This window comes from Pantoea sp. CFCC18179 (genome assembly GCF_059412405.1).
Genome location: NZ_JBNBPM010000001.1, coordinates 717,864 through 731,058, shown reverse-complemented (window position 1 = coordinate 731,058; position 13,195 = coordinate 717,864). Strand labels below are relative to the sequence as shown.

Genomic DNA, 13,195 nt, shown 5'->3' with positions numbered 1-13,195 from the left:
AAAAAGAAATTTACTCGGCAACGTGCAGCGGATGCCGCAATTCATCGTTAACCGGGCGGTCGTCAAACAATTCAATAATTAAATACTTCAGCGCTTCCACGTTGGGGGTAAACGCATCGCGCCGCCACATCAGCCAGGTCGCGGTATCGCGATAGGCCGGTGGCAACGCATGTTCTTGCACTCGGGCGCGCGCCGGCATTTGTGCCAGCACCGAGGCGGGAATCATCGCCACGCCCGCACCGCCAGCGACGCAGGCCACCATGGCGTGATACGACTGAATCTCCATCACGCTGCTCGGCGCGGTTTGGCTTTCGCGATACCAGGCTTCCAGTTTGGTGCGGTAAGAACAGCTGTTACGGAAGGCAAATAATGTGTCGGCTTGCACATCACGTGCGCTGGCAATTGGTGCATGTTCCGGGCTGGTGATCAGGACCATTTGCTCGTTAAAGGCGATGCAACCATTGAGATCGTCATGCGCTACCGGACCATCTACCAATGCAGCGGCCAGTGTGCCTTCACGGACTTTGTCGATGATCTCGCCGGAGGTATTGGTGATCAGTGAAAGCTCGACCGCGGGAAAACGTTGATGGTAGGCGGCCAATAAGGCAGGCAAGCGCGTCGCCGCGGTGCTTTCCATCGAGCCCAAGGCGAAATTGCCACCAGGTTCACCGGCGCGCGCCATATTCAATGCTTCGTCGCTCAGCGCCAGAATACGCTGCGCATAATTAAGAAAATTGTGGCCCATCGGCGATAAACGAATGCGTTGCTTCTCACGAATAAACAAATCCACGCCAATCTCTTCTTCTAACTGGCGCAGTCGCGTGGTGAGATTGGACGGTACGCGATGGAGTTGCTCGGCTGCACGAGCCAACGAACCGGATTCGGCCACGGAGCAAAACATGCGGAGCTGTACTAGATCCATATTCTCTTCTCGTAAACAACTTGGTTAGTATTATTCACTTTTCGTGAGTCTAAACGTCATACATGCTAGTGACAAGTGTTAATCCATCTTGAGGTCAGAATGGCGTTTCGTGTCGCGCTCAGCGCGTTCTTAAGTTTAGTGGTTGCGATGGGGATTGGGCGGTTTGCTTTCACGCCACAGGTTCCTTTAATGATTCAGGACCACCAACTGACGCTCACCAGCGCCAGTTTAGTGGCGGCACTCAACTATCTCGGCTATCTGTGCGGTTCTTTTGATGCGATGCGCGCGCACAAACGGGTGGAGTGGCGTTTACAAGCAGGCGTGTGGGGTGCGGTGATCTTAACGCTGCTGTCGGCAGTGGTGAGTGGCCCGTGGCTGCACGGTTTGATTCGTTTTCTGATTGGTTGTGCCAGCGGCTGGGGATTAGTGCTTATCGCCGCGTGGAGCAACGAACAACTGCATCATTACGGTCGTCCCGGCTTATCGGCAGCGGTGTTTGCCGGTCCGGGTACCGGGATTTTCCTCAGCGGTATTTTAGCGGTGATGCTGCATGCCAGCGGCGTCAGTGCGGCGTTTGCGTGGGCGGCTTATGGTTTGCTGGCGCTATTGCTGGTGGCGGGAATTGCCCGCTTTCTGCCGCGTACCGGCCAATTGCATCGTCCCGATCAAGCGCCTGCGCCGTTGGTGCTGAATGGCGATCTTAAACGCTTGGTGCTGTGTTACACGCTAGCGGGATTCGGCTATATCCTGCCCGCCACCTTTATGTCGCAAATGGCGGCGGCGCGTTTTCCCGATAGCGCCTTTGCTCAATTTGTCTGGCCGGTATTTGGCGGCGCTTCGGTGATTGGCATTGTGCTCGGCATCCTGACGCGGCGTTGGGGCAGCAGCCATCTACGGCTGGCGATTGTGTTGTGGATGCAGGCATTGGGCGTGATTGCGGCGATTGTCATGCCAGGCCTAAATGGTTTGATGATGGGTGCCGTGCTGATCGGCGGCGGTTTCCTGTGCGTGGTGCAACTGGCGTTGCAGTATGGCCGGGAGCTGGCACCGCATCATGCGCGTTATTTAGCCGGTTTACTCACGACCGGTTATGCAGTGGGTCAGTTGGGCGGCCCGCTGCTGTCGTGGATTTCCAGCCTGTTGTGGCATCGACTGGAACCGGCCTTGTGGGTGGCAGGCGCGGGCTTAATCCTTGCTGGTATGCTGGTTTTACGCCGCCGCAGCGCATGAAAAGCTTTCATGCTCTATCGGATTGATTACTGGATTAAGGGCGCGGAGTGTTTCACAATACGCGCTCAGAATTTCCCCCGCAGGCCACGACCTGCGGGCGCATCACCTGCCGGAGAAGAGTAAGATGAGCACCTTAAGTCAGGAAGCCGCCCTGGTTCACGAAGCGCTGTTAGCGCGTGGTCTGGAAACGCCGCTACGCGCCCCGGTGCGTGAAATGGATGACGCCGCGCGCAAGCGCGAAATCGCCGGTCATATGACCCAAATTATGCAGTTGCTGAATCTGGATCTGGAAGATGACAGCCTGATGGAAACGCCGCATCGCATTGCCAAAATGTATGTCGATGAGATTTTCTCAGGGCTTGATTACGCCAACTTCCCAAAAATCACCGTCATCGAAAACAAGATGAAGGTGGATGAGATGGTCACGGTGCGCGATATCACGCTGACCAGCACCTGCGAACACCACTTTGTGATTATCGACGGCAAAGCCACCGTGGCTTACATCCCGAAAGAGAAGGTGATTGGCCTGTCGAAAATCAACCGTATCGTGCAGTTCTTTGCCCAGCGTCCGCAGGTGCAAGAACGTTTGACCCAGCAAGTGCTGGTGGCGCTGCAAACGCTGCTCGGCACCAACAATGTTGCGGTCTCGATTGATGCGGTGCATTACTGCGTGAAAGCGCGCGGCGTGAAAGATGCTACCAGCGCGACCACCACTACTTCGCTGGGGGGATTGTTCAAATCCAGCCAGAATACGCGTCAGGAGTTTCTGCGCGCGGTTCGTCACAGTTAATCTGTTCGGGCGACAGCTTGTCGCCCATTTTCCCCCATTTGTCAGGGCACTCGATGCAACGCTATCTCGCGCTGGATTTCATTCGTGGTTGCGCCATTCTCGGCATTTTGCTGCTGAACATTGTCGGCTTTGGCTTGCCGTCGGCGGCCTATCTTAATCCGGCGTGGCAAGGGCAGGCTTCACTCTCTGATGCGTGGACGTGGGCGATCATGGATGGCCTGGCGCAGCTCAAATTCCTCACGCTATTTGCTTTGTTGTTTGGTGCCGGTCTTTACATGCAAGCGCCGCGCGGCAGTCGCTGGATGTCGGCGCGCCTGACGTTATTAGTGCTTTTTGGCTTCATCCACACGCTGTTTTTCTGGGAAGGCGACATCTTGCTGGATTACGGCCTGATCGGGCTGATTATCTGGCGCATGCTGCGCGATGTGCCTTCCGACCGTGCGTTGTTACAAACCGGCGCATTGCTCTATTTAGTCGGCTGCGGTGTGTTGCTGGTGTTCGGCATGATTTCTAACGCCGAACCCAGTCGTTCATGGTTGCCAGGCGCGGCGGATTTGGAATACGAAAGCTACTGGAAACTGCTCGGCGGCTGGGAAGCGGTGCAGAATCGGCTTGATCACTTGTCATCCGGTTTGATGGCTCTGGCTTCGCAATATGGCTGGCAGCTGGCCGGTTTAATGCTGATTGGTGCTGCCTTGATGCGCAGCGGCTGGCTGAGCGGGCAATTCAGCGTGCAGCATTATCGCCGTTCCGCCGCGCTGTTACTGACCATTGGTTGGTGTATCGCCATTCCCGGCATTGTCGCGCAGTGGATGATTGGCTGGGAATTCCGCTGGACCGGCTTCTTCCTGCAACTGCCGCGCGATCTCGCCAGTCCGTTTATCAGCCTCGGTTATGCAGCATTGTGTTTGGGATTCTGGCCGCAAATTGCGGCAACGCGTTTCAGTTACGCCATTCAATGCGTTGGTCGCATGGCATTGAGCAACTACTTGTTACAGACGCTGATCTGCACCACCTTGTTCTACCGTTTCGACCTGTTCCTCAAGTTTGATCGCCTGCATCTGTTGGCGTTTGTTCCAGCTATCTGGTTGGTTAATATCCTGTTTTCCGTACTGTGGCTACGTTTCTTCCCACAAGGCCCAATGGAGTGGATATGGCGTAAATTGACGCGCTTAGCAGCTGGACAACCCAACTCTTCCTCTCACATCAGATAATGATGTTCATCACAAAGGTTACAGATTTGTATGTAACCGTTTTCATCCGTGTGACGTAATTCACGTAGTGGGTCCACATGCCCTGACAGAATAGCGCCGTTACGCGCCTGTCGCGCATTTTTAGCCTCTGTGGAACCGCTGCATGATAACGATTCGTGATGTTGCCCGTCAGGCCGGTGTGTCTGTTGCCACCGTGTCACGTGTGCTCAATAACAGCAGTGCAGTCACCGCCGATACCCGCGAAGCCGTGCTGGCCGCGGTTGATACGCTGGGTTATCGCCCCAACGCCAACGCGCAGGCATTGGCAACGCAAGTCAGTGACACCATCGGCGTGGTGGTCATGGACGTTTCCGATCCCTTCTTTGGCGCGCTGGTAAAAGCGGTGGATACCGTGGCGCAGCGCGTGCACAAACACGTCTTAATCAGCAATTCCTGGCATCAAGAAGAGAAAGAACGTCACGCCATTGAGGTGTTGATACGTCAACGTTGCAACGCATTAGTGGTACACGCGAAAACGCTTTCAGACGCTGAGTTGACGCAATTTATGGATCACGTTCCCGGTATGGTATTGATTAACCGTACAATTCCGGGTTATGAGCACCGCTGCGTCTGCCTTGATAATGTAACGGGTGCACAGGTGGCAACGCGCATGTTGTTACAACAGGGCCATCAACGCATTGGTTTTCTCAGTTCATGCCACCCGATTGAAGATGTCACGCAACGACGTGAAGGTTGGCTGCAAGCCTTGTCAGAGCAAGGGATTCGCCCGCAAGAGTCATGGATTGCCCATGCCGAACCGGACATGCAAGGCGGTGAAGCCGCGATGGTGGAACTGCTCGGTCGTAACTTACATTTAACAGCGGTGTTTTCCTACAATGACGGCATGGCAGCGGGCGCATTGACCGCGTTGAAGGACAATGGCATTCAGGTTCCGCAGCATTTCTCTGTCATCGGCTTTGATGATATTCCCATTTCACGTTACACCGATCCGCAGCTGACCACGGTGCGCTATCCCATTGTTTCTATGGCTAAACTCGCAACTGAACTGGCATTAAAAGGCGCAGCAGGTGAGTTGGATCTGCACGCTTCACACTGCTTTATGCCAACACTGGTGCGTCGTCATTCGGTGGCTCAGCGGCAAATTGTGGAGTCGGTCACTAATTCAGGCGATAGCCCTGTGTAACCGTTTCCAATCTGTGATTGTATTCACAGTTAATTAACATGCTGCTCACTATGATGGCAGCGTCTTACCGGACTGAAACATCATGTAACGCCGGGTAATCCTTCTCCCAGCAGGTTTCAGTAGCCGATTGAAATAGTTCACAACACTCTTCAGGAAGCGTTTACCTACAGGGAAGTCAGGATTGCGATGGTGGCCCGGCTTTGCGTTTACGCGTCCGCCCCATTATTGAATTAAACCGACGGCGCTGGTTGCCCGCAGGCAATACGGCGCAATGAAATGCCCTACATAAAAAACCGGAGATACCATGAATAAGAAGGTTTTCACGCTCACAGCACTGGTTGCCAGCATGATGTTTGGTGCAACTGCGCACGCCGCCGATACCCGCATTGGCGTGACCATTTATAAATACGACGACAACTTCATGTCGATGGTACGTAAGGACATTGAGAAAGAAGCTAAAGCCTTGGGCGGCATCGATCTGCTGCTGAATGACTCTCAGAACGACCAGTCAAAGCAGAACGATCAGATTGACGTGCTGATGGCGAAAGGCGTGAAAGCGCTGGCAATCAACCTGGTTGACCCAGCTGCTGCGGCAGTGGTGATCGACAAAGCAAAAGCTAACGATGTTCCAGTAGTGTTCTTTAACAAAGAGCCAAACGCCAAAGTGCTGGCCAGCTATCCGAAAGCCTACTATGTCGGTACTGACTCTAAAGAGTCTGGCATTATTCAAGGAAAGTTGATCGAGAAACACTGGAAAGCTACACCAGCCTGGGATCTGAACAAAGATGGCACCATTCAGTTCGTGCTGCTGAAAGGCGAACCAGGTCATCCAGATGCTGAAGCACGTACCAAATACGTGATCGACACCCTAAACAAGGATGGCATGAAAACACAGCAACTGGCGATGGATACCGCAATGTGGGATACCGCGCAGGCTAAAGACAAAGTGGATGCGTGGCTGTCTGGCCCGAACGCCAACAAAATAGAAGTGATCATTGCCAACAACGATGCCATGGCAATGGGCGCGGTTGAAGCGCTGAAAGCACACAACAAAACCAGCATTCCAGTATTCGGTGTGGATGCCTTGCCAGAAGCGCTGGCGCTGGTGAAATCCGGTGCGATGGCCGGTACCGTGCTGAACGATGCGGAAAACCAGGCTAAAGCCACACTGGATATCGCCAACAATCTGGCCAATGGCAAAGAGCCAACTGCCGGTACTAACTTCAAGATGGAAAACAAAATCGTACGTGTTCCTTACGTACCAGTAGATAAAGAAAACCTGTCTCAGTTCGTGAAGTAATTCATCCTGGGCGCGGCACTTCGCCGCGCCTTATTGCATCTGACCAACGCTTTTATTTAGCCAGGTAAATTATGGCCAGTGAGAATCCGACCACACAGCGTGAATATCTGCTGGAGATGACGAATGTCTCGAAATCATTTCCAGGGGTTAAAGCCTTAGATAATGTGAATTTAAAAGTGCGTCCGCACTCCGTTCATGCATTAATGGGAGAAAACGGCGCCGGTAAATCGACATTATTAAAGTGCCTGTTTGGGATTTATAAAAAGGATACGGGGAGCATCCTGTTTCAGGGTGAAGAGATTGATTATAAGAGCTCCAAAGAAGCGCTGGAAAATGGCGTCTCAATGGTGCATCAGGAATTAAACCTGGTTCTGCAACGCAACGTAATGGATAACATGTGGCTGGGTCGTTATCCACGTAAAGGCGTGTTTGTTGATCAGGATAAAATGTATCGTGATACCAAAGCGATCTTTGATGAATTAGATATTGATATCGATCCGCGCGACAAAGTGGCGAATCTATCGGTATCGCAGATGCAGATGATTGAAATTGCCAAGGCTTTCTCCTATGACGCCAAAATTGTCATTATGGATGAGCCAACGTCATCGCTAACAGAAAAAGAAGTTAACCACCTGTTTACTATTATCCGTAAGCTGAAAGATCGCGGCTGCGGCATTGTTTATATCTCGCATAAGATGGAAGAGATTTTCCAGTTGTGCGATGAGATCACCATTTTGCGTGATGGACAATGGATTGCCACTCAGCCGCTGGAAGGGCTGGATATGGACAAGATCATCTCGATGATGGTCGGACGTTCATTGAACCAACGCTTCCCGGACAAGACCAACGTGCCGGGTGAAGTGATTCTTGAGGTGCGTCATTTAACCTCGCTGCGCCAGCCGTCGATTCGAGATATCTCTTTCGATCTGCACAAAGGCGAAATTCTCGGCATTGCTGGCTTGGTGGGAGCTAAACGTACTGACATCGTCGAAACCCTGTTTGGTATTCGCGAGAAGTCGGGCGGCACGATTAAATTGCACGGCAAGAGCATTAATAATCACAGCGCGAATGAAGCAATTAACCATGGCTTTGCGCTGGTGACGGAAGAGCGTCGTTCTACCGGGATTTATGCTTATCTGGATATTGGTTTTAACTCGCTTATCTCCAATATTAAAAAGTATAAGTCCAGCATGGGACTGCTGGATAATAAGCGCATGAAAAGCGATACCCAATGGGTAATTGATTCGATGCGCGTTAAAACGCCAGGTCATCATACCCAAATTGGTTCGCTTTCCGGTGGTAACCAACAGAAAGTGATTATTGGTCGCTGGCTGTTAACCCAGCCGGAAATATTGATGCTAGATGAACCGACGCGCGGGATTGATGTCGGGGCTAAATTCGAAATCTACCAATTGATTGCCGAATTAGCCAAGAAAGAGAAGGGCATCATTATTATCTCTTCTGAAATGCCAGAGCTGTTGGGAATTACCGATCGTATTTTAGTGATGAGTAATGGCCAGGTAGCGGGCATTGTTGATACCAAAACGACCTCGCAGAATGAAATCCTGCGTTTAGCGTCATTACACCTTTAATGAAGCAAGGGCTTTAACATGAAAGCGACTACTAAAAAGAATGCGCTAACCTGGTTAAAAGAGGGCGGCATTTACGTTGTCCTGTTTGTACTGCTGGCAATTATTATTTTCCAGGATCCAACGTTCTTAAGTTTAATGAACCTGAGTAACATTCTGACCCAATCTTCAGTGCGTATTATTATCGCGCTGGGTGTGGCAGGTTTGATTGTGACGCAGGGTACTGACCTTTCCGCCGGACGCCAGGTGGGCTTAGCTGCGGTGGTGGCCGCCACGCTGTTACAGGCAATGGATAACGCCAACAAGGTGTTCCCACACCTCGATACGGTGCCAATCCCATTGGTGATCCTGACCGTATGCATCATCGGTGGCGTGATTGGTTTACTGAACGGTGTGATCATCGCTTACCTCAAAGTGACGCCATTTATCACCACTTTGGGCACCATGATCATCGTTTACGGCATCAACTCACTCTATTACGACTACGTCGGTGCTTCGCCGATTGCCGGTTTCGATGCCGGTTTCTCGAAGTTTGCCCAAGGCTTCTTGCGCTTCGGTGATTTCAAACTCTCCTTCATCACCTTCTACGCGATCATTGCGATCATCTTCGTGTGGGTGCTGTGGAACAAAACGCGTTTTGGCCGCAACATCTTTGCGATTGGTGGCAACCCAGAAGCAGCCAAAGTTTCTGGCGTAAACGTACCCTTGAACCTGATTCTGGTGTACGCCTTGTCAGGTGTGTTCTATGCCTTCGGCGGTTTGCTGGAAGCGGGCCGTATCGGCAGCGCCACCAACAACCTCGGCTTTATGTATGAGCTGGATGCGATTGCGGCGTGCGTGGTCGGAGGCGTGTCGTTTGCTGGTGGCGTCGGTTCGGTTGCTGGCGTGGTCACTGGTGTAATCATCTTCACCGTCATCAACTACGGTTTGACCTATATCGGCGTGAACCCTTACTGGCAGTACATCATTAAGGGCGGCATCATTATCTTCGCGGTAGCGCTGGATTCACTGAAGTACGCACGTAAAAAATAAGACACATCACACAGCAAACAAAGGGCCGCACAGAGCGGCCCTTTTTAGTTGGCGGTCACCATAAATGGCGACCCTACGAATGCTGGTTGTAGGATTTATGGTGACCAACTCATTTCTGCAATTTCTCTTCCAACTCTAACAACTGCTCTGGCGTTACTGCTGGATAACTCTGCGCATCTTCCGGCACTTCATGTACCGCTGGAATTGGAATCAACGGTCCAAGAAAACGTGGCTCGCGCTTCATTAAATACAAATCCGCCAATGCACCCAAGCGCGCACCCACTTCACGTAAGCGCACCGACAGCATGTTTTTCGGCGATGGCACGGCATAACATTGCGCCTGAATGCCTAAATGCTGGGCAATATACAGCGCGCGTTCACAATGGAAACGTTGCGTTATGATGATGAAATCGTTGGTATCGAATACTTTGCGGGTACGCACAATCGAATCCAGCGTACGGAAACCGGCGTAATCCAGCACGATGTCGGCGGGTGCTACACCGGCTTTAATCAAATCGCGGCGCATCGTCATCGGTTCGTTGTAGCTTTGCTGGGCGTTATCCCCGCTCAGCAGCAGATAATTGACCTTGCCGCTGTTGTAAGCATTCAACGCGCCCTGAATGCGATACAGGTAATACTGGTTGATCACGCCAGTGCGATAATATTTGGCGGTGCCCAAGACCACGCCGACCTGACGATGTGGCAATGACGTCACATCTTCGTAAATAAACGGTGCGGTTTTCCAGCTAATCCAGCGATCCAGGCCGAGCGCGGTCGCCACCATCAGTAAGATGATGAAAAACAGACCAAACAAAACGCGTTTAATCATGCGCGTAAGCACTCGGTTGGCAGAATTCAGAATGGATAAAGGCTACTTGAGGCAGGTCGGGGAAGCAAGCTAACGCCGGTTGGCTGATGTTTTTTTAAGCATTGCCGGACCTGAAAGCTTACCCGTCATAATTCAAACTGCAGGTGCGTTGGCTGCGTGTGTTCACCCCAGTCACTTACTTTTGTAAGCTCCTGGGGATTCGCCCACTTGCCGCCTTCCTGCAGTTCGAATTATTTAGGGTAAAACTAAATTGAAGTACGACGGTAATGACGATACTGCGGCAGCCAGAAGTTATTGCTAACCGCTTTCGACAGCACATCTTCCGAAGTGACCACTGCAACTCCCGCCAACTGCGCCGCTTTGCCCACTTCAATGGCGATCAGTTTAGATACGCCCTGGATGTCTTTGATTTCTGGCAGCACTGGGCCTTCACCATCATTCACCAGCGGTGAACAGTCAGCCAACGCGCGGCTGGCGGTCATCAGCATCGAATCAGTGACGCGCGTTGCACCCGCTGCAATCACGCCCAAACCAATGCCTGGGAAGATATAGGAGTTGTTGCACTGGGCGATAGGATAGGTTTTTCCCTTCCATGTAACAGGCGAGAACGGGCTGCCGGTGGCAACCAGCGCCGCGCCGTCGGTCCAGGCAATGATGTCGGCTGGCGTCGCTTCGACACGTGAAGTCGGGTTCGACAGCGGCATCACGATTGGACGTTTGGTGTGCTTGTGCATCTCACGAATGATCTCTTCGGTGAACAGGCCCGGCTGGCCCGACACGCCGATGAGGATATCGGGCTTCGCGTTACGCACCACGTCCAGCAGCGAAATGGAATCGCTGTCTGTGTCCCAATCCTTCAGATTTTCGCTTTTCTGCACCAGCTTGCTCTGGAAGTTGAGCAGATTGGGCAGTTTGTCCGTCAGCAGGCCAAAACGATCGACCATCATCACGCGGCCGCGTGCTTCATCATCGCTTAAACCTTCCGATTTCATCTGCGCAATGATCTGCTCGGCGATACCACAACCGGCGGAACCCGCACCAAGGAACACCACTTTCTGTTCGCACAGACGGCTACCGGCAGCACGGCTGGCGGCGATCAAGGTGCCAACGGTGACGGCGGCGGTGCCTTGAATGTCGTCATTGAAGCAGCAAATCTCATCACGATAGCGCTCAAGCAGCGGCATAGCGTTTTTCTGCGCGAAATCTTCGAACTGCAACAGCACGTTTGGCCAGCGACGTTTCACTGCCTGAATGAATTCGTTAACAAACGATTCGTACTCTTCACCGGTGATACGCGGATGGCGCCAGCCCATGTACAGCGGATCGTTAAGCAACTGCTGGTTATTGGTACCGACATCCAGTACCACCGGCAAGGTGTAAGCCGGGCTGATGCCACCACATGCGGTGTACAGCGACAGCTTACCAATCGGAATCCCCATGCCGCCGATGCCGAGGTCGCCGAGGCCGAGAATACGCTCGCCATCGGTTACCACGATCACTTTTACATTCTGCTTGGTAGCGTTTTGCAGCATGTCTTCGATGCGGTCGCGGTTGTTATAAGAGATGAACACGCCGCGCGCGCGACGGTAAATTTCGGAGAAGTGTTCACAAGCCGCGCCGACCGTTGGGGTATAAATAATCGGCATCATCTCTTCCAGATGATTGTCCAGCAGGCGGTAGAACAGCGTTTCGTTGGTGTCCTGGATGTTACGCAGATAGACGTGCTTGTCGTTATTGTTTTTGAAATCCAGGAACTGACGCCAGGCGCGTTCGACCTGCTCATCAATGGTTTCTACCGCTTCGGGTAGCAAACCGTTGAGGTTAAATTCGTTACGTTCTTCGAGGGTGAAGGCGCTGCCTTTATTCAACAGCGGAAATTCCAGCAGGATCGGACCCGCATAAGGAATATACAGCGGGCGTTTACTTTCGTAGTCGAGTTCCATGCAGTGCTTGCTCCGGTTGCAGTGTTTTCTGACGTATCGCCGGGAAAAGGTAACGCCAGTCTATCTTGAAGTGAAGAGGTTCTGGCGCCCGATCCTATGAAAATTCCTGCAGATGTACAGCTTTTGTTAATAGAAGGTCACAAAAGCGGTAAAAGGATCACTAAACTGATGTTTTCGAAACTAAAGTAAGTGAAAAATCTTCACATCCTAATGCGGCAAGCGTGGCGCGTGTGGCATCCAGCTGACTTAGCGTACTGTCCTGACACTCAGCCAAAACCGCTTGCTGAATAGTATCTAGCGCTTCGTTGCTCATATTCATCAAAATCAGCGCCGCCTGTAACGGTGGCAAACTTGGGTTAAAGGCGGCATTTTCCGCGTAACGTCCGGTAAACGTCTTGCCGCTCGCCGTAAGCAATGACACGCCGCTGTAACTTTTGCTGTAAGGCGCGTGGCTGTGATTCGCTGCCTCAATGGCTGCTTGCTGCAATGCGTCGCCTTGCAAGACAAAACCGTGATCAACCGGCGTCAGTAAACGCTCGGTGATATTCAAATCCGCCGGGCCAAACGCATCGGGCAGATAATCACCCAGCGTGCTCACTGCGCGTCCCGGCAGGCTGATGCGAATAGCGGTGCCGCTGTTCAGTTCGTTCATAAACTGGCGACAATGCCCGCACGGCGTGTAGTTGACCGTTATCGCCGCCAGTTTCTTTTCACCTCGCAACCAGGCATGGGTAATCGCGCTTTGCTCTGCATGGACGGTTTGTTGCAGCGGCGCGTGCAAAAATTCCATATTGGCACCGAAATACCAATGTCCGCTGACACCGCGAGAAATCGCGCCAACGTTGAAATTCGAAACGGTCGCCACCGCACAACTGGCTGCCAGCGGCAACAAGGCCAGCGCCAGCGCATCATCATCCAACGCAGTGAGTTGTTTTAATTGCTCCACATCTTGCGGACGCAGCACGCCATGAAAATCATCCGCATCCAGCAATGGCTGAATGGCCGATTGCAACGCAGCGGGCAGGGCGGAGAAGGCGGGTGTAAATCGTGGATGCATGATGTGATGGCCTCAGTTGCACGTTAGCGGCAATGCGCCGCCTCACGGTTTATATGTGATCCAAGTCGCTATGACAATGCAAGCTGATTGGCTTGTTTCAACTTTG

General features: G+C 52.4%; 11 protein-coding genes. 7 read left to right on the top strand and 4 right to left on the bottom strand.

The genetic code is table 11. The features are described 5' to 3' along the window. Positions 1-10: 10 nt before the first annotated feature. On the bottom strand, positions 11-922 hold the full coding sequence (gene ptrR, locus ACPUC7_RS03445) for a putrescine utilization regulator PtrR (RefSeq protein WP_494921779.1): 912 nt from the start codon (positions 920-922) through the stop codon (positions 11-13). Positions 923-1,021: 99 nt separating this feature from the next. Between ptrR and ACPUC7_RS03440 the strand changes: the two genes are divergently transcribed. The 7 genes from ACPUC7_RS03440 to mglC all read left to right on the top strand — a co-directional run bounded on the left by ACPUC7_RS03440 (position 1,022) and on the right by mglC (position 9,260). Next, complete coding sequence (locus ACPUC7_RS03440; RefSeq protein WP_494921778.1) at positions 1,022-2,152, top strand: YbfB/YjiJ family MFS transporter; 1,131 nt, start codon at positions 1,022-1,024, stop codon at positions 2,150-2,152. Between the two features lie 124 nt (positions 2,153-2,276). Continuing rightward, positions 2,277-2,942: a GTP cyclohydrolase I FolE gene (folE, locus tag ACPUC7_RS03435; RefSeq protein ID WP_049852430.1), complete on the top strand. Its 666-nt coding sequence runs from the start codon at positions 2,277-2,279 to the stop codon at positions 2,940-2,942. A gap of 53 nt (positions 2,943-2,995) precedes the next feature. Then, complete coding sequence (gene yeiB, locus ACPUC7_RS03430; RefSeq protein ID WP_494921777.1) at positions 2,996-4,156, top strand: DUF418 domain-containing protein YeiB; 1,161 nt, start codon at positions 2,996-2,998, stop codon at positions 4,154-4,156. Between the two features lie 142 nt (positions 4,157-4,298). Next, on the top strand, positions 4,299-5,339 hold the full coding sequence (gene galS / locus ACPUC7_RS03425) for an HTH-type transcriptional regulator GalS (RefSeq protein WP_494921776.1): 1,041 nt from the start codon (positions 4,299-4,301) through the stop codon (positions 5,337-5,339). Between the two features lie 304 nt (positions 5,340-5,643). After that, positions 5,644-6,639 (top strand): galactose/glucose ABC transporter substrate-binding protein MglB, encoded by a 996-nt coding sequence (gene mglB, locus ACPUC7_RS03420; RefSeq protein WP_494921775.1) that lies wholly within the window; start codon positions 5,644-5,646, stop codon positions 6,637-6,639. Between the two features lie 71 nt (positions 6,640-6,710). Beyond that, complete coding sequence (gene mglA, locus ACPUC7_RS03415) at positions 6,711-8,231, top strand: galactose/methyl galactoside ABC transporter ATP-binding protein MglA (protein ID WP_343552857.1); 1,521 nt, start codon at positions 6,711-6,713, stop codon at positions 8,229-8,231. An 18-nt stretch (positions 8,232-8,249) separates the two neighbouring features. Further along, a complete protein-coding gene (mglC, locus tag ACPUC7_RS03410; protein ID WP_494921774.1) occupies positions 8,250-9,260 on the top strand; it encodes a galactose/methyl galactoside ABC transporter permease MglC in 1,011 nt (336 codons plus the stop codon). 109 nt (positions 9,261-9,369) lie between these two features. Here the strand turns inward: mglC and sanA are convergent, their stop codons facing one another. From sanA to cdd, 3 genes are all read right to left on the bottom strand, one after another. Continuing rightward, positions 9,370-10,089: an outer membrane permeability protein SanA gene (gene sanA / locus ACPUC7_RS03405; protein WP_343552855.1), complete on the bottom strand. Its 720-nt coding sequence runs from the start codon at positions 10,087-10,089 to the stop codon at positions 9,370-9,372. A gap of 245 nt (positions 10,090-10,334) precedes the next feature. Continuing rightward, positions 10,335-12,032 (bottom strand): NAD-dependent malic enzyme, encoded by a 1,698-nt coding sequence (locus ACPUC7_RS03400; RefSeq protein WP_343552854.1) that lies wholly within the window; start codon positions 12,030-12,032, stop codon positions 10,335-10,337. Between the two features lie 160 nt (positions 12,033-12,192). Then, on the bottom strand, positions 12,193-13,089 hold the full coding sequence (gene cdd, locus ACPUC7_RS03395; protein WP_494921773.1) for a cytidine deaminase: 897 nt from the start codon (positions 13,087-13,089) through the stop codon (positions 12,193-12,195). Positions 13,090-13,195: the final 106 nt, after the last annotated feature.

Coding starts and splice junctions, on each gene's coding strand:
- ptrR (WP_494921779.1), bottom strand. CDS start 922: ATGGATCTAGTACAGCTCCGCATGTTTTGCTCCGTGGCCGAATCCGGT.
- ACPUC7_RS03440 (WP_494921778.1), top strand. CDS start 1,022: ATGGCGTTTCGTGTCGCGCTCAGCGCGTTCTTAAGTTTAGTGGTTGCG.
- folE (WP_049852430.1), top strand. CDS start 2,277: ATGAGCACCTTAAGTCAGGAAGCCGCCCTGGTTCACGAAGCGCTGTTA.
- yeiB (WP_494921777.1), top strand. CDS start 2,996: ATGCAACGCTATCTCGCGCTGGATTTCATTCGTGGTTGCGCCATTCTC.
- galS (WP_494921776.1), top strand. CDS start 4,299: ATGATAACGATTCGTGATGTTGCCCGTCAGGCCGGTGTGTCTGTTGCC.
- mglB (WP_494921775.1), top strand. CDS start 5,644: ATGAATAAGAAGGTTTTCACGCTCACAGCACTGGTTGCCAGCATGATG.
- mglA (WP_343552857.1), top strand. CDS start 6,711: ATGGCCAGTGAGAATCCGACCACACAGCGTGAATATCTGCTGGAGATG.
- mglC (WP_494921774.1), top strand. CDS start 8,250: ATGAAAGCGACTACTAAAAAGAATGCGCTAACCTGGTTAAAAGAGGGC.
- sanA (WP_343552855.1), bottom strand. CDS start 10,089: ATGATTAAACGCGTTTTGTTTGGTCTGTTTTTCATCATCTTACTGATG.
- ACPUC7_RS03400 (WP_343552854.1), bottom strand. CDS start 12,032: ATGGAACTCGACTACGAAAGTAAACGCCCGCTGTATATTCCTTATGCG.
- cdd (WP_494921773.1), bottom strand. CDS start 13,089: ATGCATCCACGATTTACACCCGCCTTCTCCGCCCTGCCCGCTGCGTTG.